The 23,688-nt window shown below is 40.7% G+C and carries 18 protein-coding genes; 11 read left to right on the top strand and 7 right to left on the bottom strand.

Going from position 1 to position 23,688, the window contains the following annotated elements; all coding sequences use genetic code 11:
• Positions 1-28 precede the first annotated feature (28 nt).
• The 8 genes from tyrS (at position 29) to OCV82_RS14060 (ending at position 8,777) form a co-directional block, all read left to right on the top strand.
• Complete coding sequence (gene tyrS / locus OCV82_RS14095; protein WP_154044996.1) at positions 29-1,321, top strand: tyrosine--tRNA ligase; 1,293 nt, start codon at positions 29-31, stop codon at positions 1,319-1,321.
• Between the two features lie 146 nt (positions 1,322-1,467).
• Positions 1,468-3,369 (top strand): heparinase II/III family protein, encoded by a 1,902-nt coding sequence (locus OCV82_RS14090; RefSeq protein WP_262543795.1) that lies wholly within the window; start codon positions 1,468-1,470, stop codon positions 3,367-3,369.
• Between the two features lie 319 nt (positions 3,370-3,688).
• Positions 3,689-4,693 (top strand): hypothetical protein, encoded by a 1,005-nt coding sequence (locus tag OCV82_RS14085; protein ID WP_154044994.1) that lies wholly within the window; start codon positions 3,689-3,691, stop codon positions 4,691-4,693.
• A 72-nt stretch (positions 4,694-4,765) separates the two neighbouring features.
• Complete coding sequence (gene pstS / locus OCV82_RS14080) at positions 4,766-5,815, top strand: phosphate ABC transporter substrate-binding protein PstS (protein WP_154044993.1); 1,050 nt, start codon at positions 4,766-4,768, stop codon at positions 5,813-5,815.
• 89 nt (positions 5,816-5,904) lie between these two features.
• Positions 5,905-6,762, top strand: coding sequence for a phosphate ABC transporter permease subunit PstC (gene pstC / locus OCV82_RS14075; protein ID WP_154044992.1), 858 nt, complete (start codon positions 5,905-5,907; stop codon positions 6,760-6,762).
• Positions 6,763-6,783: 21 nt separating this feature from the next.
• Positions 6,784-7,656, top strand: coding sequence for a phosphate ABC transporter permease PstA (pstA, locus tag OCV82_RS14070; protein WP_154044991.1), 873 nt, complete (start codon positions 6,784-6,786; stop codon positions 7,654-7,656).
• Complete coding sequence (pstB, locus tag OCV82_RS14065) at positions 7,644-8,414, top strand: phosphate ABC transporter ATP-binding protein PstB (RefSeq protein WP_154044990.1); 771 nt, start codon at positions 7,644-7,646, stop codon at positions 8,412-8,414. The genes pstA and pstB overlap by 13 nt, the downstream gene beginning before the upstream one ends.
• 177 nt (positions 8,415-8,591) lie before the next feature.
• Positions 8,592-8,777: a hypothetical protein gene (locus OCV82_RS14060; RefSeq protein ID WP_154044989.1), complete on the top strand. Its 186-nt coding sequence runs from the start codon at positions 8,592-8,594 to the stop codon at positions 8,775-8,777.
• Between the two features lie 64 nt (positions 8,778-8,841).
• Here the strand turns inward: OCV82_RS14060 and OCV82_RS14055 are convergent, their stop codons facing one another.
• Positions 8,842-10,884 (bottom strand): hypothetical protein, encoded by a 2,043-nt coding sequence (locus OCV82_RS14055; RefSeq protein WP_154044988.1) that lies wholly within the window; start codon positions 10,882-10,884, stop codon positions 8,842-8,844.
• Between the two features lie 436 nt (positions 10,885-11,320).
• On the opposite strand from OCV82_RS14055, the gene OCV82_RS14050 reads away from it, so the two are divergent.
• Both OCV82_RS14050 and OCV82_RS14045 read left to right on the top strand, forming a co-directional pair.
• A complete protein-coding gene (locus OCV82_RS14050) occupies positions 11,321-14,641 on the top strand; it encodes a glycosyltransferase family 117 protein (RefSeq protein WP_154044987.1) in 3,321 nt (1,106 codons plus the stop codon).
• 92 nt (positions 14,642-14,733) lie between these two features.
• A complete protein-coding gene (locus tag OCV82_RS14045; RefSeq protein ID WP_154044986.1) occupies positions 14,734-15,348 on the top strand; it encodes a polysaccharide deacetylase family protein in 615 nt (204 codons plus the stop codon).
• Positions 15,349-15,423: 75 nt separating this feature from the next.
• On the opposite strand, the gene OCV82_RS14040 is transcribed toward OCV82_RS14045, so the two are convergent.
• The 5 genes from OCV82_RS14040 to OCV82_RS14020 all read right to left on the bottom strand — a co-directional run bounded on the left by OCV82_RS14040 (position 15,424) and on the right by OCV82_RS14020 (position 21,040).
• Positions 15,424-16,650 carry a DUF4861 domain-containing protein gene (locus OCV82_RS14040; RefSeq protein WP_154044985.1) on the bottom strand — a complete coding sequence of 409 codons (1,227 nt, stop codon included), beginning with the start codon at positions 16,648-16,650 and terminating at the stop codon, positions 15,424-15,426.
• 110 nt (positions 16,651-16,760) lie between these two features.
• A complete protein-coding gene (locus OCV82_RS14035; RefSeq protein ID WP_154044984.1) occupies positions 16,761-17,555 on the bottom strand; it encodes a gluconate 5-dehydrogenase in 795 nt (264 codons plus the stop codon).
• 164 nt (positions 17,556-17,719) lie between these two features.
• Entirely contained in the window at positions 17,720-19,129 is a 1,410-nt protein-coding gene (gene dacB, locus OCV82_RS14030; RefSeq protein ID WP_154044983.1) for a D-alanyl-D-alanine carboxypeptidase/D-alanyl-D-alanine endopeptidase, read from the bottom strand.
• A 113-nt stretch (positions 19,130-19,242) separates the two neighbouring features.
• Positions 19,243-20,589: a dihydrolipoyl dehydrogenase gene (gene lpdA / locus OCV82_RS14025; protein WP_154044982.1), complete on the bottom strand. Its 1,347-nt coding sequence runs from the start codon at positions 20,587-20,589 to the stop codon at positions 19,243-19,245.
• 22 nt (positions 20,590-20,611) lie between these two features.
• A complete protein-coding gene (locus tag OCV82_RS14020; RefSeq protein WP_154044981.1) occupies positions 20,612-21,040 on the bottom strand; it encodes a PH domain-containing protein in 429 nt (142 codons plus the stop codon).
• 191 nt (positions 21,041-21,231) lie between these two features.
• Between OCV82_RS14020 and nadB the strand changes: the two genes are divergently transcribed.
• A complete protein-coding gene (gene nadB / locus OCV82_RS14015) occupies positions 21,232-22,812 on the top strand; it encodes an L-aspartate oxidase (RefSeq protein ID WP_154044980.1) in 1,581 nt (526 codons plus the stop codon).
• Positions 22,813-22,884: 72 nt separating this feature from the next.
• Here nadB and OCV82_RS14010 read toward each other — a convergent pair whose 3' ends face one another.
• On the bottom strand, positions 22,885-23,529 hold the full coding sequence (locus OCV82_RS14010) for a MarC family protein (protein WP_154044979.1): 645 nt from the start codon (positions 23,527-23,529) through the stop codon (positions 22,885-22,887).
• Between the last annotated feature and the right edge of the window lie 159 nt (positions 23,530-23,688).

The following is a 23,688-nucleotide window of genomic DNA, read 5'->3' as shown; positions in this document are numbered from 1 at the left end:
TTATATGTTAAACTAAGAATTTCATTCGATGAACTTTGTAGAAGAATTAAGATGGCGCGGAATGGTACACACCATGATGCCAGGCACAGAAGAACTACTTGAAAAAGAAATGGTAACAGCTTACCTCGGTATTGACCCTACTGCAGACTCTTTGCACATCGGTCACTTATGCGGCGTTATGATGTTAAGACATTTCCAGCGTTGCGGCCACAAGCCGTTGGCTCTTGTAGGTGGTGCTACAGGTATGATTGGCGACCCATCCGGAAAATCACAGGAACGTAACCTGCTGGATGAAGAGACATTGCGCCATAATCAGGAGTGTATCAAGAAGCAGTTGGGCAAATTCCTCGATTTCGAATCGGACGCCCCAAACAAGGCAGAACTGGTAAACAACTATGACTGGATGAAAGACTTCTCATTCCTCGACTTCGCACGTACAGTAGGAAAGCACATCACCGTAAACTACATGATGGCAAAAGATTCTGTACAGAAACGTCTTAACGGGGAAGCACGCGACGGACTTTCATTCACTGAATTTACTTATCAGTTGTTGCAAGGATATGACTTCCTGCATCTGTATGAAACCAAGAACTGTAAACTTCAGTTGGGCGGTTCCGACCAGTGGGGTAACATCACCACAGGTGCCGAACTGATTCGCCGTACAAACGGTGGTGAGGTTTACGCACTTACATGTCCGCTTATAACAAAAGCCGACGGTGGTAAGTTCGGTAAGACAGAATCAGGAAATATATGGTTGGATCCTCGATATACATCTCCATATAAATTCTATCAGTTCTGGCTCAACGTTAGCGATGAAGACGCTAAGAAATATATCAAGATTTTCACTTCAATATCAAAAGAAGAAATCGACAGCCTGATAGCTGAACATGAGGCAGCTCCTCACTTGCGCGTTCTTCAGAAACGTCTTGCCAAGGAAGTTACTATCATGGTTCACTCTGAGGAAGACTACAACGCTGCAGTCGAAGCATCAGGAATCCTGTTCGGCAATGCAACTTCAGAAGCTCTGAAGAAACTTGACGAAGATACTCTTCTTTCAGTATTCGAAGGTGTTCCACAGTTCGAAGTTGCCAAATCAGATATCGAAGCCGGAATAAAGGCTGTTGACCTGTTTGCTGAAAAGACAAACATCTTCCCTTCAAAAGGCGAAATGAGAAAGATGGTACAGGGCGGTGGCGTTTCTTTGAACAAAGAGAAACTTGCTGCATTCGACCAGACTATCACAAGCGAAGATCTGCTTGACGGTAAATATCTTCTCGTACAGCGTGGAAAGAAAAACTATTATCTTATAATAGCAAAATAAAAAACATTATCTACCTCATTTAAAGACTGCAGAAGCATCCGTTTCTGCGGTCTTTATTTTTATTTATACCCTAATTTGTTATCTTTGCATCAAATACTATAATCTAATTAATTTTATCAACAATGAAGAATCACTCTTTACTTCGTATGTGGACTATATGCTGTATGTTGCTATTCACGACAGCTATGTTTGCATATACCGAAAGAAATCTGCTGCAAAACTCTGTAACCAAAGAACAGCTAAAGGAAGCTTTGGTAATGAACGGTGCCTGGGTACCATATCCGGCATACTCCGACCGTGAAGGCTGGAACTCTCTGCTTAATGACGAAGACAGACAAACTCTTATCAACGCCGGAGAGAAGATGCTTGACTACAAATGGCAGGTAATCCGCGCTACAGACTATCTGGAATACGAACGTAGCGGCGAAAGAAACATTATGCAGAATCCATACGAAGCAAACCGCAAAGCCATAAACGTACTTATGATGGCCGAACTTGCCGAAGGGAAAGGACGTTTTATCGACCAACTTATAAACGGTGTAGTCTTCAGCTGCGAAATGACTTCATGGGTTCTGTCGGCACACCTGCCAAGACAAAGCACCAAACGCTCAATGCCTGACTGGCGCGAGCAAATCATTGACCTTGGTTCCGGTAACTACGGTTCTATGCTGGCATGGGTATATTATTTCTTCCACGATACATTCGACAAGGCTGATCCTGTTATATCACTTCGTCTGCGCCATGAGCTTCAGGAACGTATTCTTGACCCTTACATGGAAAACGACCGCGAATGGTGGATGGCTTTCTACTGGAAACCTGGAGAAATCATAAACAACTGGAATCCTTGGTGTAACTCTAATGTACTTCAGTGCTATCTCCTTCTTGAAAATGACCGCGACAAACTTACCGATGCGGTATGGCGTACAATGCAGTCTGTTGATAAATTCATCAATTTCGTGAAATCAGACGGCGCATGCGAGGAAGGCACTTCATACTGGGGACATGCTGCGGGAAAGATGTACGACTATCTCCAAATTCTTTCTGACGGAACTAACGGAAAAGTATCCCTGTTCAATAATCCTATGATACGCCGTATGGGAGAATATATCAGCCGTTCGTACGTTGGCGACGGTTGGGTAGTAAACTTTGCTGACGCTTCGGCAAAAGGTGGCGGCGATACTCCATTGATTTACCGATACGGACGTGCAGTAGGCAGCGAAGAGATGATGCAGTTCGCAGCATATCTGCTCAAGGGCAAACGTCCTACAATTCCTCTTGGCAATGATGCTTTCCGTACATTACAATGTGTATTACTGAATAAGGAACTGGAGCAGACTAAACCTGCACATAACGTTCCTGCATGTACATGGTATCCGGAAACGGAATTCTGCTATCTGACAAACAACTCAGGATGGTTCCTTGCCACAAAGGGAGGTTTCAACAACGAGAGCCATAATCATAACGATGCAGGAACATTCTCACTCTACATCAATAATACTCCTATGCTAATAGATGCAGGAGTAGGAACATACACACGACAGACATTCAGTAGCGAGAGATACTCCATCTGGACTATGCAGAGCAACTACCATAATCTGCCTATGATAAACGGTGTTCCACAACGCTTCGGACAGGAATACAAGGCAACGAATGTAGTATGCAAGGAAAAACAGCGTTTCTTCTCTGCCGATATTTCTACAGCATACCCTGAAGAAGCAGCGGTAAACAGCTGGACTCGTTCATATAAATTAGAAAACAAACGTCTTGTGATAACCGACAAGTTCTCACTGAAAGAAACCAAGGCTGCCAATCAGGTGAACTTCCTCGTTTGGGGAGATATTGATATAAGCAAAGCCGGTGAAATAAGTATAAAAGTGGGCGACGAACATGCCACCCTGGAATATCCTACAAACTTCAAGGCTACGCTTGAGACTATAGAACTTCCTGATACACGACTCTCAAACGTATGGGGAAAGCAGATATACCGTATCGTATTAATTGACACACAAAAGAAACTTGAGGGAAACTACAAGTTCATTATAAAGTAGTATTGAACGATGTTTGCAAACTGTTTTAAAAATGTTTGCAAATATACATTCCGATAAAAAGGGCAAATATCCTATATTGGTAAAATCACCAATTATTCTATGGATATTTGCCCTTTTCTCATTATATACATATTAGAAATAAAGCCATATTTCATGTAACATTTTTGTAACATATGCTACATTTGTGTTTAATAAACTAATTATTAGATATATACATTCAGAAGATAAAACCAGATTAATATTAATGTTAAGCAATTGTAACATGTTTGTAACACCAAACAGTCATTTTTGCGTCGTGAAAATTAAGCAAGCTATAAACATGAGAAAGATTTTACTAAGTGTGATGTTGACACTTGCAATACCAACACTGACATTTGCAAAGGAAAAGAAAGAAGAGAAAAAAGGAAGTGCAATCATTACTATCTATTCTGATTTGCATTCAGGATTCGGAACTGTGAACAACGACAGAGGTTTTAATTTGGACAGAGCCTACATTGGCTACCAGTATAAATTACCTCACAATCTCTTGATAAAGGCGGTTATGGACTTCGACCAGTCAGACGACGTTGACGACATACAGAGAGTAGGCTTTATCAAAAACGCAATGGTTTCATGGAAACACGAAGGACTGACATTGAACGGAGGTTTGATAAGCACCACACAGTTCAAGACTCAGGAAGATTTCTGGGGCAAACGCTACGTTATGAAATCATTCCAGGATGAATATAAATTCGGTAGCAGCGCCGACCTCGCTGTATCTGCAGCATACAAATTTTGCGATATTTTTTCTGCCGACGTAATAGTAGCAAATGGTGAAGGCTACAAAAAAGTACAGGTGGACGACGGTCTCCAGTACGGTGCCGGCTTGACACTCACTCCGGTAAAAGGATTTATGGTACGTGCATACGGTTCATACAACGAAGCCGGACAGAGCATAAAAGATGCAGCACAGAACAAAGACGATGTAAAAGGAACTACAAACCTCGCATTCTTTGCAGGATATAAAAACTCTGCATTCTCTCTTGGAGCAGAATACAACTGGATGAAGAACACCAAGTTTGCCAATGGCAACGACAAGAGTGGTGCTTCTGTTTACACAACAATAAACCTTACAAAGAAAATCAACATATACGGACGCTGGGACTATCTCACATCAAAAGACTCATGGGACAGCGCTAAAGACGGAATGGCTGGTATGGCTGGTGTAGAATTCAAGTTGGGCAAATATGTAAAGCTATCTCCTAACTTCAGAATATGGGCACCTAAGGCAGACGGAACGAAGAACCTTACATACGCATACTTAAACGCTTCATTCGCTCTCTAATAAGAAATATTCGGACAGTGTCCGAACAATAATTAAACAACTATAAAACAACAGAATATTAATTTTTAAGGTATGAAAAAGATTTATTTATCACTCATTGCAGGTGTGTTTGCAGCAATAGTTTCTTCTTGCGGCGGACAGAAATCAAACGGAGTAGAACTTACAGGTGCCGGAGCAACATTCCCACTTCCTTTCTACACTATGTCATTTGACTCTTACGGAACAACAGGCAACAATAAAGTATCATACGGAGGTATCGGCAGTGGCGGCGGTGTCCGTAACCTTAAAGACGGTATCGTAGACTTTGCAGGTAGCGACGCATTCCTTTCAGACAAGGAAATGAGCGAAATGAAACCGGTGGTACACATCCCGACTTGTATGGGTGCCGTGGTATTGGCATACAACCTTCCTGAAGTTACAGCCTTAAACCTTTCAGGTGATGTAATAGCTGACATCTTCGCCGGTAAAATCACAAAATGGAACGACGAACGTCTTCAGAAATTGAACCCTGACACAAAACTTCCTGAAAAGGATATCATCCCAGCATATCGTTCAGACGGTAGTGGTACTACTTTCGTATTCACTGACTATTTGAGCAAAGTTAGTGAAGACTGGAAAAACAACTTCGGCTGCGGTAAGACTGTTGATTTCAAAGTTGGTCAGGCTGCCAAAGGTAATCCGGGTGTAGCAGGTATCATCCGTCAGACTCCATACTCAATTGGTTATATCGGTTCTGAATATGCTTTCGCACAGAAAATACCATACGCAAGCGTTATGAATGTACGTGGCGAACTGGTTACTCCATCTACAGAAAGTATTTCTGCTGCAGCTGCAGGCGAAATTCCACAAGACACTCGCTGCTCAATCACAAATGCTGACGCTGCAGGTGCATATCCTATCAGCTGTTTCACTTGGTTGATTATCTACAAAGAACAGAACTATTCAGATCGTACTATCGAACAGGCTAAAGCTACTCTTGACATGCTTCAGTACATGTTGAGTGCTGATGTTCAGAAAACTACTGAAACTGTACACTACGCTCCACTGCCACAGAGCGCAATCGAAAAGAGCCTCCAGAACTTGAAAGAAGTTACTTTCGACGGACAGGCTATCCTAAAATAAAATAATTAAGTTTTGAAAACAAGTTGGCAAGGCAATATGCCATGCCAACTTTGTAAACTTATTAAAGCCTAACTAAAAAACAAATCAACATGCAAGACAAGATATTCAGGGCATTACTCATAATATCGGCAATAATAATACCGGTTATCGGTGTTGGAATTGTATTCTCTTTGGTGAATGATGCTTCAGGAGCATTCAAGGAATTCGGTTTCTGGAATTTCATTTTCTCTGACGATTGGGTAACTACAGCCGGAAAAGAGAAATACGGTGCGCTGCCGTTCATAACAGGTACACTTCTCACCACACTGCTTGCACTGCTCATGTGTATTCCATTCTCGCTTCCTGTAGCACTATTTACCGGCGAATATTTCAAGGGAAAGAAAATAGCAACCATATTGAGTACCGTAGTAGATTTGCTTGCAGGTATCCCGTCTATCATATATGGTCTATGGGGATTCTATGCCCTTCGTAGTGTATTTATGCATCTTAACCTTTCTCCGCAGGGTTCTGGTATTCTTACAGCGGCATTCGTACTGGCCATAATGATTGTACCATACGCTGCATCACTGAGTGCAGAGTTCATCAAGATGGTTCCTTCCGACCTGAAAGAAGGAGCATACGCAATGGGAGCCACACGTGCCGAAGTAATCCGCAGAGTAGTATTCCCTATGGCAGGTTCAGGTATCTTCTCGGCATACATCCTTGCCATCGGACGTGCATTGGGTGAAACTATGACAGTGACAATGCTTATCGGTAACACAAACCAGATGCCTGAGACACTGAGAACTACAGGAAACACCATGGCAAGTATCATTGCCAACCAGTTTGGTGAGGCTGACGGATTGAAACTTTCATCACTTATCGCAATCGGACTGCTGCTGTTCCTCATTACGGCAATAATAAACATGATAGGAAAGATATTGATACGCCGCGCCCAGCACGTATAACAATTCATCAATCAGAAGAATATGATAGTAAAAGACAATAAACTACAGATACGAAAATTCAAGAACGGACTCCTGTTCTGGACCGTATGCATACTTTCCGGTCTGACAGCGATACCGTTGCTTGCCATCCTCGGAGAAGTGTTCATAAAAGGTTGGGAACAGTTGGGATGGTCATTTATCACAGAAGCCACACCGAATGCCTATAAGGCAATGCAGGCTATGGAGGCAGGCGAAACAATTCCGGGAGGTATAGCCAACGGTATAGTGGGAACTTTCCTTATGCTTTTCCTGGCTGCCATAGTAGCCATTCCTGTAGGGATTTTCTGCGGTATCTGCCTTTCTGAGTACAGAGGAAACTGGTTCGCTACAATAGTAAGTTACCTTACCGACCTTCTTCAGGGAACACCGTCCATCATCATCGGTATCATCACATACATCTGGGTAGTCGTTCCGATGAAAGGATATTCGGCTTTCGCCGGAAGTGTGGCACTGTTCATAATGATGCTTCCACTCATCATCCGTTCCACAGAAGAGACAATGAAAATTCTTCCGGAAACACTCAAGGAAGCAGGTCTTGCACTTGGAGGAAGCTACTGGAGAGTAATGCTTCAGGTCATGGTTCCATCGGCATTCGGAAGTATATTCACAGGTATCCTGCTTGCCATCTCGCGTGTGGTCGGCGAAACAGCACCACTCATGTTTACAGCACTTGGAGGCGCAGCAATAAGCTGGAATATGGCACGCCCGATGTCGGCAGTACCATTGCTTATCTGGGAATTCTTCAACGACCCTAACCTCCAAAGCCTCATTTGGGGAGCATCGTTATTCCTGCTCACCTTCGTATTATGTTTAAACTTATTAGCTAAAAGAATTGCAAAGAAATGGAAAATATAAAAGATCCTATCCTTCAAATACAGAACGTATCAATATCATATACAGGAAATATACTTGCAGTAAAGAATGTAAGTGCCGATGTTGAGAAAAATACTATCACAGCCATCATGGGACCTTCAGGCTGCGGTAAGAGTACATTGCTGCGTGCAGTAAACCGTATGCACGAGCTTTACAAGAATATCAACGTTACAGGCAAGATATTGCTTAACGGAGAAAACGTTCTCGAAATGGACCCTACGGAAGAACGCCGCCGCATCGGTATGGTGTTCCAGCGTCCTAATCCGTTCCCTACAATGAACATCTACGATAACGTACTTGCAGGATATATACTTAACGGTATAAAACTTCCTAAGAGCAAGAAAGACGAGATAGTGGAACGCAACCTCCGCAACGTAATGCTTTGGGACGAAGTGAAAGACTCACTCACAAAACGTGGTACTTTCCTTTCGGGAGGTCAGCAGCAACGTCTGTGCATCGCACGTTCACTGGCATTGCAACCGGACATTCTGCTTATGGACGAGCCTACTTCTGCTCTTGACCCTATCGCTACAAAACACATCGAGGAGCTTCTTATCGAACTGAAGAAGGAAGTGACTATCCTTATCGTGACACACAATATGTCGCAGGCAAAACGTATCTCAGACCGCTCAATGTTCATGTTCCTTGGCGAACTGATTGAATACGATGAAACACAGAAGATGTTTACCAATCCTAATGATGAACGTACTCGTGCATACCTGACAGGTAAAATGGGATAATAATATTTATGTTGTAGTAGGAAAAGGACTGTTTCCCGGCATTGCAGGGATAACGGTCCTTTTTCATTCTATAATTCCTAGTACAAATATAAAATTAAAGCAAATCATAATGGACTATTTATATTACAAAAGAGTTATTATAAAGAAAAATATTAATAATATAATAACTTTAGAACCATGTTAAAAAAAGAAGATTCAATCATTGATGAAAAACAAGTGTACTTAAAACCTGAATGTGAGATATATGAGCTATATGTTGAAAGTTCAATATTAAATTCAAGTAACAACGAAGACGTTAATGGTGCCGATGCAGAAGTAAACTCATTCCTTCAAGGCAGAAGTTATGACACATCTGTGTTTTAAATAAATAAAAAAGCGCAACTATGTTAATTGCGCTTTTTATATAAAATGATCGTCAAAAAATATACTATCTATATCTGGCATTTATAAAGCCTTCAGCCCTACCTGGCGACAACATTTCCCATAATGATGCCACAACCCATCCAGGAGCGAAAATATCATTATAATATCCTTTTCCGTTTTTACCGTAGTCCCAGTTGGTATGTTGCACGACCTCTGGATAAAATCCTGTTTTTGCAATGCCGCACATGTGTCCCTCATGCGGCAAAAGCTGACGCATAGAGGAAGTTATAACCTCCGAAAACTCTGCAAACCGCTTTTCATCAAACTCTTTTGACAACCAGCGAAGTACATCAACAAAATCGAACACAAACACATCTATATGGTTATTCTCGACAGACACATTTCCCCAACCACGTGTTTTCAAACCTACATCGCCCAGCATCTGACCTTTGGCAAACGGCACATCCCAAGTATAATACCAAGACAATGCAAAATATGCAGCTTTTCTGGAAAGTTCAGCATAATATTCACGTTCATGACCTCTTGTGACCAATGCCAGATAATAAGCAGCAGTAGAGGCGTATAGCGAAGACTCTTTATCCTCGCAATTGGCATCAAGTGTAGATGAGAAATAATCAGACTTGGATATCAATTCCTTGTCCAGATATGACACAGAGCGTTTTGCCGCTTCCAGATAACGCCTGTCTCTAAAATATCTATAAGCCATAACCAAAGGAAGAGTTGCCGAAGGCGTACTTCCTCCCGACTTATCTACTATGGACAAATCATCCTTAAATTTGCGTGGAAAACTTCCATCCTTATTCTGTAACAATAAAAAGTTATCAAGCATTTTCCGCATATGCATCTCCCATTCCGGATGATTACGTCCGTTCTTCTTCTCATAATCCAAATAATACAAAACAGCATACATACCTTCCGACTGACGACGTATGCTATGATTTTTTTCTATGGAGTTGCGTTTAAAATGTACCACCTCATTAAAAAAGCCGTTTTTAGAAAAGCCCTTTTGCAAATATGAATCGAAAATACTGTTAGCCATATCAACCAGTTCAGTACGTTCTTTCTCCTCACCATACTCCAGAGCATTGAACGCATTTAACAGTGTACGTCCCACGAAACCTACCTCAGCAACATCATTCTTTCCACAATCGTCTGTACGCAATTCTACGCCGGAGAAATATTTTACAGTTGCATTATCCACATAACTTTCTACAAAGAAATTACTCAATACATCCTTCATTATTTTGTCCGTATAAGGAGTTTCTACCGGTGTAGGCCTGTATAAATCATAACTATACTCCCAAGTTTTTCTGACACAATCGGAGAAGTCGTCTGCGCGGCTTTCATTAATCTCCCATTTCAATTCTATGCTTTCTCCTTTCTTCAGCAATTGGAAAGCCTGTACATAAGGTGCCAAAGTCAGTTTACGGATATATGTTTTTGGCGCTTCCTTATATGGAAATCCAAAAGATAATGCAGTCATTCCATTGACATTTTCAAATCCTGTATAACCTATGGATGTTTTTCCTGAAAGGATTATTTCACCTTGATTATGTGTAGTCAATGCATCGCAATCAAAGTCTGCCACACGTGTTACGGAAATAAACTTATTGTGTTTCTCGTCATAGACAGCCGTCATAGGAGTGCTCAAACGGTCATCACGAACCAGCCAGCTGTCGTAAGTATGAAATGAAGGTGCTTCCTTTGGTGAACGCAGATTACGCCTGTACCAAAACCCAGGCATATAAAACAGACAATCATCATGTCTAAAATTCGATTTCAACTGTTGCCCGAAATTAAAATATACATCTTCAAGAGCTGTTATCCAAACCACTACCTGCCTGGTTTTTCCACTATCCGTTATATTCTGATATACAAGCACAGGCATCTCAGAATCACCAACCAACTGATAGGCAAATTTCTGATCTGTCAATTTGTTCATCTTCAGAGGATAATATACAGACATATTCCCCGGTTTCTTTAAAGCTATATATGATGATACATTTGCAGGAGTGAACTCAAATGCATTAACACATCCCATTATCATACCAAAAGTAATTCCTGAAAGTAATCTTCTAATATTCATAATACCGTTTCTTAGTAATAAAAACCTTGTTAATTCTATATACTTATTTTCGCTACTGTAAGCTTCCAGGCTTCCACAAAATATAAATTCAGCCATTATAGCATTAAAAAAAATTCTAATGAGAATTCACTATAAAATTCTGCAGAATCCGCAAACATATTTTCATCACAAATCAGGTCCGTAAGTTAACAAAAATATCCAACATAAAACTACCGGAAAAAGAATATTTGAAAACGAACTGTCATTCGAATCAAAATGAACTGTCATTTTAAACCGAATGACAGTTCATTTTTTTAAAACGTATCAACACCCTATTATAAAGAAACTTTAAGATTGTCATACTGTTATCATTATCAATTCTTTATTATCTTTGCGCTTGTTTTTGACGATAATAACAGACCTGCAGGTCAATGAAATGAAATTAAATATATAATTCATGAAACAGTACAACAAGATTAACAACATGGTTGGATGGCTTGCTTTCGCAATTGCGGCTTTCACCTACTGCATGACTATTGAGCCAACAGCCAGTTTCTGGGACTGCCCGGAATTTATCACCACCGGTTACAAACTGGAAGTAGGACACCCACCTGGCGCACCTTTCTTCATGCTTACGGCAAATTTATTCAGTCTGTTCGCTTCAGACCCTTCGCAAGTGGCGCTGATGGTCAATATAATGAGTGCGCTGATGAGTGCGGCATGTATCCTTTTCCTTTTCTGGAGTATAACACATCTTACAAAAAAACTGGTATGTCCGAATATAGAGGATATGACCACCGGCAAACTGATTACCATAATGGGCTCTGGTCTTGTTGGTGCTTTGGCATATACCTGGAGTGATACATTCTGGTTCAGTGCGGTAGAAGGTGAAGTTTATGCTTATTCCAGCTTGTTTACAGCCCTGGTTTTCTGGCTTATACTGAAATGGGAAAACCGCGCTGACGAGCCTCACAGCGACCGATGGCTGATTCTGATTGCTTATCTTACAGGACTTTCGATTGGTGTACACTTGCTTAACCTGCTGTGTATCCCGGCCATTGTACTGGTTTACTACTACAAGAAGAATCCTAACGCTAACCTGAAAGGAAGCCTTTTGGCTCTCTGCGGTTCAATGGTTATAATTGCCGCTGTACTGTACGGTATCGTACCGGGTATTGTAAAAGTTGGAGGATGGTTCGAACTGTTGTTTGTCAACAGCCTGGGAATGCCTTTCAATTCAGGACTTATCGTATATATCATAATTATGGCGGCATCGCTAATATGGGGTGTTTACGAAAGCTATACAGTACGCAGCCGCAAACTGATGAATATATCATTCCTGCTTACATTGGGACTTCTCGGTATTCCGTTCTACGGACACGGATGGAGCAGCGTGATAATAGGTATAATCGTACTTGGTATTCTGGCAGCTTATCTGTTTGCCGACCTAAGCGATAAATTCCGTGTAAGCGCACGTACACTGAACACTTCACTACTGGCCCTGATGATGATTGTAGTGGGATATTCTTCATACGCTGTAATCGTGATACGTTCGTCGGCCAATACTCCAATGGATCAGAATTCGCCTGAAGATATCTTTACTCTTGGTGAATATCTGGGACGCGAGCAATATGGTACGCGACCTTTGTTTTACGGACAAACTTATGCTTCAAAACCTGCATTGAAACAGGTTGACGGCGGATGTGTTTACGATGTGGAAGAAGGAGCTCCTGTATATCAGCGTAAGGAAAAGGAAACTCCCGACGAAAAGGACAGCTACGAAATAGTACGTCACAGAACAGAATATAAGTATGCACAGAATATGCTGTTCCCACGTATGTACAGCGAAGCACATGCACAGCAATACGAATCATGGGTAGGAGGAATAAAGGGTAAACAGGTGCCTTACGACCAGTGTGGCGAAACGATTATGGTCAAGATTCCTACTCAATGGGAAAACATAAAGTTCTTCTTTATATATCAGGTGAACTATATGTACTGGAGATACTTCATGTGGAACTTTGCAGGACGACAGAACGACATACAGGGTCAGGGCGAAATAGAACATGGCAACTGGATTACAGGTATTCCGTTCATAGACAATATGCTTGTGGGCGACCAGACATTCCTGCCTGACAGCCTGAAAAACAATAAAGGACACAACGTGTTCTACTGTCTGCCTCTGATATTGGGACTCATAGGTTTATTCTGGCAGGCATACAGAGGAGACAAGGGAATACAGCAGTTCTGGATTGTATTCTTCCTGTTCTTCATGACAGGTCTTGCCATTGTGCTTTATCTGAACCAGACTCCGTTGCAGCCTCGCGAGCGCGACTATGCATATGCCGGTTCATTCTATGCTTTTGCAATATGGATTGGTCTTGGAGTGGCAGGTATAACTGAATATCTGCGCAAGAAGATGAACGAGACTACTGCTGCTTCCATAACAGCTGTGTTATGTCTGCTCGTTCCTCTGCAGATGGTTAGCCAGACTTGGGACGACCACGACCGCAGCGGACGTTACACTTGCCGCGATTTCGGACAGAATTATCTGAAGACTGTTCAGGAAGAGGGATGCCCTATCATATTCACTAATGGTGACAATGATACTTTCCCATTGTGGTATAATCAGGAGACTGAAGGTTTCCGTACAGATGTACGTGTATGTAACCTAAGTTATCTGCAGACAGACTGGTATATCGACCAGATGAAACGTCCTGCATACGACTCTCCTTCTGTGCCTATCAACTGGGATCGTATCGACTACGTTTCAGGACATAACGAGGCTGTTTATGTTCGCCCTGAAGCTATGCAGACTATAAACAACTATTACAAGCAGAATCCTGAAGAGGCTAAAGCCGAGTTCGGCGACAACCCATACGAACTGAAGAATATTCTGGAACACTGGGTGAGAAACTCTAAGGACGGACTCCAAATGATTCCTACAGACAGTATAGTAATCAAGCTGGACAAGGAAGCCATCAAACGTTCCGGAATGCTTACTCCGGACTCTATTCCTGACTACATGCACTTGTCACTGAAAGGTAAGAGGGTATTGTATAAGAGTGAACTGATGATGCTTGAAATGCTTGCCAACACTAACTGGGAAAGACCGCTATACATGGCTATCACTGTAGGTTCGGACAATCACCTGAACCTGACAAACAACTTCCTGCAGGAAGGTCTTGCTTACAGAATAACTCCTTTCGACAACAAGAATTTGGGCAGAACGATAGACAGCGAAAAGATGTATGATAATCTGATGAACAAGTTCAAGTTCGGAGGTATAGAAAATCCTGACATTTATCTGGATGAAACTGTTTCGCGTATGTGCGACACTCACCGCCGTATGTTCGTACAGCTAAGTACCCAGCTTATCAAGGAAGGTAAGAAGGACAAAGCTATAAAGGCTCTGGATTACTGCGAAAAGGTGATTCCTAGTACAACCGTAAGACATGATTATATCTACAGCGGTTCGAAAGAAATGGCAGACAACTATATTACCCTTGGGGAATATAAGAAAGCTGAAAACATTCTTGACCAGATAGCAAACGACAATGTTCAGTATATCGCATGGTATCTGAGCCTTGATGATGCGCGTTTTGCATTGTCATATGAAAACTGTCTGCGTAACATTTATTGCCTTGACGAGATATGCAAGAGTCTGGAAAAAATAAAGGATGAAAAGACTGGTGAAGTATGTGAAACTGCCGTTCATTACAATCAGAAATTCCAGGAGCTCTATTCTCTGCTCGAGACAAAAGTAGGAAAGAACTGATTTATAGATAATAGTTGTCAGTTATTAGTTTTAGAACACCAATATAAGTATGGTTCTAAAAACTAAGAACCAGAAACTAAGGACTAAAAAACATGTTTATAGAACAACCTCCACAACTTATAAGATGTCTTTATCCATCTGCCATCTGGCGAATGGATAAAGACAAAAAAGCTGTATATCTGACATTCGACGACGGACCAATACCGAGAGTTACTCCGTGGGTACTTGATGTGCTCGACAGATATGGAATAAAGGCTACTTTCTTCATGGTGGGAGACAATATCCGTAAACATCCTGATGAATTCCGTATGGTAGTGGAAAGAGGACACAGAATAGGGAATCACACATTCAACCACATACGTGGATTAAGTTATGATATCAACTCATATCTTGAAAACACGGACAAGGCATGCAGAATGATGATGAACACGAACCTGTTCCGCCCTCCACACGGATACATGAGTCCAAAACAGTATGCCGAGCTGAAAAAAAGGTATAAGATTATAATGTGGGACCTTGTGACACGCGACTATAACCGTAAGTTTACAGGCGAACAAATACTGCAGAAAGTAAAGAAATATGCCCGAAACGGCTCGATAATAACTTTCCACGATTCATTGAAATCGGAAGAGAATATCAGATATGCCCTGCCTAAGGCTATAGAATGGCTGATGGAACAGGGATATGAGTTTAAGGTATTCGAATAGAAAAAATAAAGCCATCATTACATTGGTATTATAAACCGGTAATGATGGCTTGTTTTCATTATAAATAGTAATTTGTTACTTTACAGTAACAGTCAATGGATTTCTTACTTTCTTGGCATATTCCTCAAGATAGGAATTCCATTTCTCATCATCAAATCCGCATTTGCTCCATGCAGAACCCCAATAATATTCGAATTCATCACCTGGCTGGTATGTATTGATACCCATTACATGACCTATAGCTCCTGAAACCGGTTTTTCGAAGAGCTGTACCTTTGCCATTTCCAGCGTATTAGGGAATACCGCACCTACATATATTATTCCGTTGTCAGCATTTACATTTGTAGTAGGATCGGCATATGCAATATAACCTCCCTCCTGATTCATTGAAAATCTGTCAGGAAGTGCTTCATGCAACACCAGACCTACACCTATAGGGTAGTCTTTCTTCAAAGAAGTATAGCTTACAGTTGTCTTATTAAGGTGTGAACCTTTGTCAAGCTGAATCAAACGTGTTTCAACCACAGTAGTATCTCCGTCGATAGTAAGAGGATTGAATTCCAGTTTTACTGTAAATCTGAGAGGACCATTGTCAAGTATTTCAAAATTCTTATAGCAATAAGGATATGATATTACAGAATCAGGCATCAAAGCAGCTGTACCTCCACCGAGTGTAGGACCTACCGCATAGCAGTCCATTCCGTTTCCGTGGTCAATATGATATGATATGGCATTAGCCAAGCTGTCTGCCTCTGCTTTCTTTCCTTCCTCGCGAAGTTTCTTTATCATAGCTCTGGCATCCTTGTCAAGCTCCATTGCATAACGGTCTTCAACAACCGGCTCTGAAACACTTTTTGTAAAGACATCGTATCCATATGCCTTCTCACCTGTCATTTGTAATGCCGGACCATACGCACGATAAGCTGCCTTATCGTTTTCCCATGCAATGTCATCCAATCTCTCAGGATACTGGCGGCCATAAACCAGAGTATTTACATGTGATGGCTGTCCTTTAGTGATGCTATATGACGCAGTAGCTTCGGCTTTTACAGTAGCCGGGAATATAATTTTGTTGTCGGCTGTAAGCTGATATGGTATCTCGGTGTTATTCTCGTCGATAATTACAAACTCGGCAGTTTCGTCAAGTTTCAGTTTTCCAAGTATATCATCGGCTGGAATTTCCACAATTTCTTCCACACGGTCTATTTTCAATGGATTTGACACTGATACCGTTACGCCTTTCTCCTGTGCACATGAAGCCATAAGCGCAACAACCGCAGCAGACACAAATAACTTTTTCATACTTAATTTATAAGATTATTCTTAAAGGTTTAATACAAAAAAAGTCCTACCGGAAAAATAATATTCCGGCAGGACCCCATATAATATTATTCTCTATTGGCGACCATTAATTATTTAGGCTGCTTTCCGATGTATGCCAAGATACCACCGTCAACGTACAATACGTGACCGTTTACGAAGTTAGAAGCATCTGAAGCCAAGAATACAGCTGGACCTGCCAAGTCTTCTGGGTTACCCCAACGAGCAGCAGGAGTCTTAGCTATGATAAATGCATCGAATGGGTGACGTGAGCCGTCTGCCTGACGTTCGCGAAGAGGAGCTGTCTGAGGAGTAGCGATGTAACCCGGGCCGATACCGTTACACTGGATGTTGAATTCACCGTATTCAGAAGCGATGTTGCGAGTAAGCATCTTAAGACCACCCTTAGCTGCTGCGTATGCAGAAACAGTTTCACGACCAAGTTCACTCATCATAGAGCAGATGTTGATAATCTTTCCGTGACCTTTCTTGATCATGCTAGGGATAACTGCCTTAGAAACGATGAATGGAGCGTTAAGGTCAACATCGATTACCTGACGGAATTCTGCAGCTGTCATCTCAGTCATAGGAATACGCTTGATGATACCTGCATTGTTAACCAAAATATCGATAACGCCTACTTCTTTTTCAATCTGTGCAACCAAAGCATTTACAGCTTCTTCGTTAGTAACGTCGCATACGTAACCGTGAGCTTCGATACCAAGTTCTTTGTAAGCTGCGATACCTTTATCAACCAATTCTTGTTTGATATCGTTAAAAACGATCTTTGCACCGGCTTTAGCGAATGCAGAAGCAATTGCGAAACCGATACCGTAAGATGCACCTGTTACAAGAGCAACCTTACCTTCAAGTGAAAAGTTTACCATAATAATACAATTAATAAATACTGTTTAATAAATCATTTCCACAAAAGTAATAAATTATTCCCGTTATCGCACACAAAAAAGTACAGAATATGTGCAAAAATGTTTAATATCATGTAAATACATACTTTTTAAACATAAAATACAGCGTCATGCTACTAAAAATATTAATTATATGACGCCAATATATTACAAATTTCATCCTGAAACTTTCTTGCAGACACGTATTTCAGAACATTCTGATTGATAATCACAAAGGCAATGGTGTGTTTTGCCGGTGAAGTGACATAACCAGCCAATGAACATACTCCAGTCAATGTACCAGTCTTGGCCCTGACATTTCTGAATGTTTTTCCTTTGCCCATTCTATATTGAAGTGTTCCGTCAATTCCTGCTATAGGAAGACTGTCGTAGAACGGATGGAATATCAACGGGGAACTGAATGCGTATTTCAGATATCCCATGATAAGTTCCGGAGATACATAATTGTAGTCAGATACTCCGCAACCATCTACAATTCTGAATTTCCTACTGTCGAACCCTATATCTGATTTCATAAACTTGTATATGGCATTTTGTCCATCCTTATGGCTGAGATATTTCTTACCATTGCTTATTTCTCTGGTTGCATGGAAGAAAAGTGCCTCGGCAGAAAGATTGTCGCTTTCTTTAAGGGCACGTTTCAAAACCTCATCAATATCCCTATAGACGGTTATTATACCTTTAGTGTATGCCGGAGTATTCTCATATGCCACACTGTCTTGTGGGATAAACACACCTTTTCTCTGAAGCTGGAAACGGAGTGTATGCATAAAGAAGCCCTTTGTATTGAAAATATTCATTGAGGTACTTGTCTTATGTCTTGAACTTCCTGAAACCGTTATGGTATTGTCATTATACATCCAGTTTCGGGTGGCGCTTACATAACTGCCTGACGGTGATGTCCTATTGTCAATGGAATAAAAATCGGACTCAGGTTTTATCTCAACATTAGCTTTACTTCCGCCTGACGGAGATATACTGACATTTATGCATCCACGATTCAGCATCAGAGGTGAAAGGTATGGCTGAAAAGTGTCGGGAGTATCATCCCATGCCCATCCCGGCCCCCAATAAACCGAGTCCATCATAGACACATCGCCTATCAGACGTCCTTTAACACCATGTATTCCCATATTTGCTATGGCATCTACCATGGTTTCCATATCTTCCTGCATAAATTCAGGATCAAAATCACCTTTCACGTATATATCGCCATATAGTGTATCGCCCTCGATATATCCCGAATAGGACAGACCCGTCTTTATCTGATAATCCTTACCCAAAACTGAAAGGGCTGTTACGGAAGTTATAACCTTTTCAACAGATGCAGGCCTGTACAGTTTTTCTGCCTGATATCTGTATAATTCCTGTTTCGATGTGAGGTCATACACCAGAATTCCGACTTCGGATGTATTAAGAAATGAAGAGTTGTTGATAAGTGAATCTATTCTGTGAGATATTGTTTGCGCATATGATGATACACAGAATAAAAGCAGAGTTAATAATAAAAATGTTCTGAAAATAGTTCTTTTCATATTTATCTCGTCTTATTGTTATATAGTTAAAACGGTTTTTAAATACTGTTTGACCAGTATCTAGAAACCGTTTACAAATATAGCGAGAATTGAAAATCAACGAAGTTAAAAGATTAAAACTCTCTGAAAATTTCACCTACAGTAGGATGTGGGAATACATATTTCTTGAAATCCTCAAGTTTTCTGCCTTCTTCTATCATCATACCGGCTATCACTATAAGTTCCGATGCCGGATTTCCCAAAATATGCACACCAATTATATGACTCTTTGAGTCTGTTATTATCTTGCATACACCGTTCACTCCTTCATTCTCGGCTACAAACCTTCCGGCATATGCCATTGGGAGTTTTACTACCTTATAATCAAATCCTACTATCTTGGCCATTTCTTCAGTCATTCCTACCGATGCCACCTCAGGATTTGTATATACCACTCCAGGAATAGCTTTATAACTCATGTTGTCGTCTGTTCCACATATATGATTTACAGCGACCTCTGCCTCTCTTACAGCTGTATGGGCAAGCATGGAGAATCCTGTAATATCACCGCATGCATAAACTCCATCTACAGAAGTCATCATTGTCTTTGTATCGACCATAATTCTATGTTGTGGAGTAAATTCAAGGGAAAGATTTTCCAGTCCGTAACCCTCGGTACAAGCATGACGTCCTGCACTGACAAGTAATTTTTCGGACTCTACGCATCCATCACCATCCGCTGTCTGATATTTCACAATGATTTTTCCCGAATCCGCATTGCAAATTTCTGTCACCTTGGCATCAAGCATGAAACTAATGCCTTTTTTTGTATATTCGGCTCTGAGAAGTGATGCCAGTTCCTTGTCTATACCTCCCAGAATTTCTGAAGTCATTTCTATCACTGTAACTTTTACTCCAAGACTGCAGAAATAAGAAGCGAATTCCATTCCGATCACTCCCCCGCCAATTATAACCAGACTTTCCGGCAGTTCTTTACAGTCGAGTGCTTCTCTGTGTGTCCAATATGAGACTTTATCTATTCCACTGATAGGAGGTATGAATGTTTTACTGCCTGTACACAATATTAATTTCTCACATTTATATATGTCATCACCACATTTTATCGTATTCTTGTCCTGAATATAGGCTTCACCGGAAACCACAGTTACACCCGATTCGTTCATCTTGTTCTTTATTCCCAATACAAGTTTACGAACCACTTTCTGTTTCCTGCTTACTATTTTAGAAAGATCAAAAGATACTCCTTCAGCTTTTACGGCATATTTTGAAGCATTTCTGGCTCCGTCAAGAACCTTTGCAGAATATAACAGTGTCTTTGTAGGGATACATCCTTCATTCAAGCAGACACCACCCAAAGAATTCTTCTCGAACAATACAACGCTCAAACCGACTTTACCGGCAGCTTCGGCAGCAGAGTAACCGGCAGGTCCTCCACCAATTATAGCTAATTGAAAATCCATAGTATATAAGGTATAAAGTTTGTTATTGTTTATCCAGTATAATCAGCTTGTCATTCATTGATTTAAGTTTTGAGATAAAGGCTTCCTTGTTTCGTGGAGAGACCTGTACCTTCACGGTTTTATTATTTCCGTTATATTTTATCTCATATCTGTGGAACGACAATGCCGGAGCCCAGAATATCATCGAACGTACTAATCTTATTGATTCTATCTGGTCAATACGCAGAGTAAATTTTTTCACAAAACGTCCTGTTTCAACTTTTAACAGGCCATCATCTGTTATGACATATTGGGTATGTATAAGCATCTCTATCTCATATATCACCAATACAGCCATAATAATGGCAAGCAATGTGTCATGCATCCAGAAGAAAAAGAAAAGAAGCAATGATGTGATAGAAATCAAAATCCAATACCACCATCCCACTTCGGTCTTAAACGTCCTATCCATATCTTTAAGAATTTATCTACAATCTCGGTAATTTTCTGTGAAGATAAAAATTAATTTACTAATAAACCACTAAAACAGAATTTCTTTATCTGTTTTTATGATTTATTTGAATGAAAAGTTTTATAAAATAAGCGTATGATGGGACTATGTTATAACTTTTTAGTAGCTTTGCAATATAGATAGAAATTATTATGGTTAGGAAATTCGATTTTCTCGTTATCGGCTCTGGTATTGCCGGAATGAGTTTTGCGCTTAAAGTGGCGCATAAAGGATCTGTTGCATTGATTTGCAAAGCCGGACTGGAAGAAGCCAATACATATTTTGCACAAGGTGGTATTGCTTCTGTAACAAATCTCAAAGTTGACAACTTTGAAAAACATATCCATGACACAATGGTTGCAGGCGACTGGATAAGCGACCCTGCTGCTGTAGAAAAAGTCATTACTAACGCCCCTAAACAGATAGAGGAACTGATAAAGTGGGGAGTTGATTTCGACAAAAATGATAAAGGAGAATTCGACCTGCACAAAGAAGGCGGTCATTCCGAATTCAGAATCCTCCACCACAAGGATAATACAGGAGCTGAAATCCAGACCAGCCTGATTGAAGCAGTAAAACAGCATCCGAATATTACTATATTCTCAAATTTCTATGCCGTTGAGCTTATCACTCAGCATCATCTCGGTATAATTGTTACACGTCACACACCTGGTATAAAATGTTTCGGAGCATACATTCTGAACGAAGAAACAGGCGAAGTGGATACTTTCCTTTCTAAAGTTACTGTAATGGCAACAGGAGGATGTGAGGCTGTATATAGACACACTACAAACCCACTTGTAGCCACAGGCGACGGTATAGCAATGGTATATCGTGCAAAAGGTGCCGTAAAGGATATGGAATTCATACAGTTCCATCCTACAGCACTATTCCATCCGGGCGATCGTCCTAGCTTCCTTATCACTGAAGCTATGCGCGGATATGGAGGCGTTCTCAGAAATCTTGCAGGAGAAGAATTCATGCAGAAATATGATCCTCGCCTGTCACTGGCACCACGCGATATAGTGGCACGTGCAATAGACAGCGAAATGAAACAGCGTGGTGAGGATCATGTTTATCTTGACGTAACTCACAAAGACCCTGAGGAAACTAAGAAACATTTCCCTAACATATATAAGAAATGTTTGAGCCTGGGTATAGATATCACAAAAGATTATATACCTGTTGCTCCTGCTGCCCACTATCTTTGCGGAGGTATCAAAGTCGATTTGGACGGACAGTCAAGCATACGCCGTCTATATGCAATTGGCGAATGTTCATGTACAGGTCTGCACGGAGGAAACCGTCTGGCTTCAAACTCACTGATTGAAGCAATAGTTTATGCCGATGCAGCCGCACAGCATGCAATGAGTGTAATAGACAGATATGAATTTAATGAGGATATTCCTGAATGGAACGACGAAGGAACAATCAGTACCGAAGAAAGAGTCCTTATTACACAAAGTATGAACGAGGTAAATCAGATAATGGAATCTTACGTCGGTATAGTAAGAAGCAACCTACGTCTGGTTAGAGCATGGAACAGACTTGATATCCTGTATGAAGAGACAGAAAGACTGTTCAAGCGTGTCAAGGCCTCACGAGAAATATGCGAATTGAGAAATATGATTAACGTAGGATATCTTATAACTCGCCAGGCAATGGAAAGAAAAGAAAGTAGAGGATTGCATTACACCATCGACTATCCGAAACATTCTGACGAAAACAAATAATAACATATTATAATAAGTAAAAGACCGGTCTTAATCCCAACAGTTGGTTTGAAGACCGGTCTTTTTTATGCATTATAACGACGGATTATGTATTATTTCAAGCAATATCGGTTTTACTCCACCTACGAAACATTCCACAGCAATAACCATCAGAATAAGTCCCATTAATCGCATCATAACATTATTACCCGTTTCTCCCATAAACTTGACCAGACGGGTAGATAGTCTCAGAATTATATATGTCAATATATATACTATAGCGATTACACTGACCAATGTTACTTTAAGGACCCAATTATCTGCATCATCCATCAAAATAATCCCATTTGCTATAGCTCCAGGACCACACAGCATAGGAATTGACAATGGAGTAATGGATATATCATTTGCATATGCCTTTATTTCCTCATCTTTTAGCTTTGTATTCGTATATCTTGCCTGAAGCATATCATAGCCTATCTTTAAAATAATAATGCCTGCAGCAATCCTAAAACCGTTTGTAGAGATACCAAAGAATTTGAAGAGGAACTGACCACAGAAAGTAAAACTGATCAGAATTAGAAAAGAAATGATTGTAGCGCGCTTCACAATATGACTTCTTTCACTTTCATCCAAACCTTTAGTCATGGTAAGAAACACAGGCATGGTGCCTAAAGGATTTGTAAGAGTAAAAAACGATGTAAAACACAACAACGCATAAGGAATAATTGTATCCATAATAAAAACGTTTTTATATATAACTACTACAAAGATATATCAGATTTTAATATAAAGGAAGTGTATAAACGCAAAAAATCCCCGAAGTATCTCTACCTCGAGGATCTCTCATATAAGACGGCGACTACCTACTCTCCCACAATATGCAGTACCATCGGC

The sequence above is a fragment of the Bacteroides cellulolyticus genome, from assembly GCF_025567135.1.
GTDB lineage: Bacteria > Bacteroidota > Bacteroidia > Bacteroidales > Bacteroidaceae > Phocaeicola > Phocaeicola cellulolyticus.
The sequence above is the reverse complement of the archived record's forward strand: the minus strand, read 5'-3'. Positions and strand labels throughout refer to the sequence as shown.

What these genes read in the sequence shown, in the direction of transcription:
- OCV82_RS14040 (WP_154044985.1), bottom strand. Translation starts at nt 16,650, where the DNA reads ATGAAAAAGTTATTTGTGTCTGCTGCGGTTGTTGCGCTTATGGCTTCA.
- OCV82_RS14090 (WP_262543795.1), top strand. Translation starts at nt 1,468, where the DNA reads ATGTGGACTATATGCTGTATGTTGCTATTCACGACAGCTATGTTTGCA.
- OCV82_RS14060 (WP_154044989.1), top strand. Translation starts at nt 8,592, where the DNA reads ATGTTAAAAAAAGAAGATTCAATCATTGATGAAAAACAAGTGTACTTA.
- pstS (WP_154044993.1), top strand. Translation starts at nt 4,766, where the DNA reads ATGAAAAAGATTTATTTATCACTCATTGCAGGTGTGTTTGCAGCAATA.
- pstB (WP_154044990.1), top strand. Translation starts at nt 7,644, where the DNA reads ATGGAAAATATAAAAGATCCTATCCTTCAAATACAGAACGTATCAATA.
- OCV82_RS14085 (WP_154044994.1), top strand. Translation starts at nt 3,689, where the DNA reads ATGAGAAAGATTTTACTAAGTGTGATGTTGACACTTGCAATACCAACA.
- OCV82_RS14055 (WP_154044988.1), bottom strand. Translation starts at nt 10,884, where the DNA reads ATGAATATTAGAAGATTACTTTCAGGAATTACTTTTGGTATGATAATG.
- tyrS (WP_154044996.1), top strand. Translation starts at nt 29, where the DNA reads ATGAACTTTGTAGAAGAATTAAGATGGCGCGGAATGGTACACACCATG.
- nadB (WP_154044980.1), top strand. Translation starts at nt 21,232, where the DNA reads ATGGTTAGGAAATTCGATTTTCTCGTTATCGGCTCTGGTATTGCCGGA.
- OCV82_RS14010 (WP_154044979.1), bottom strand. Translation starts at nt 23,529, where the DNA reads ATGGATACAATTATTCCTTATGCGTTGTTGTGTTTTACATCGTTTTTT.
- pstA (WP_154044991.1), top strand. Translation starts at nt 6,784, where the DNA reads ATGATAGTAAAAGACAATAAACTACAGATACGAAAATTCAAGAACGGA.
- OCV82_RS14020 (WP_154044981.1), bottom strand. Translation starts at nt 21,040, where the DNA reads ATGGATAGGACGTTTAAGACCGAAGTGGGATGGTGGTATTGGATTTTG.
- OCV82_RS14035 (WP_154044984.1), bottom strand. Translation starts at nt 17,555, where the DNA reads ATGGTAAACTTTTCACTTGAAGGTAAGGTTGCTCTTGTAACAGGTGCA.
- pstC (WP_154044992.1), top strand. Translation starts at nt 5,905, where the DNA reads ATGCAAGACAAGATATTCAGGGCATTACTCATAATATCGGCAATAATA.
- OCV82_RS14050 (WP_154044987.1), top strand. Translation starts at nt 11,321, where the DNA reads ATGAAACAGTACAACAAGATTAACAACATGGTTGGATGGCTTGCTTTC.
- OCV82_RS14045 (WP_154044986.1), top strand. Translation starts at nt 14,734, where the DNA reads ATGTTTATAGAACAACCTCCACAACTTATAAGATGTCTTTATCCATCT.
- lpdA (WP_154044982.1), bottom strand. Translation starts at nt 20,589, where the DNA reads ATGGATTTTCAATTAGCTATAATTGGTGGAGGACCTGCCGGTTACTCT.
- dacB (WP_154044983.1), bottom strand. Translation starts at nt 19,129, where the DNA reads ATGAAAAGAACTATTTTCAGAACATTTTTATTATTAACTCTGCTTTTA.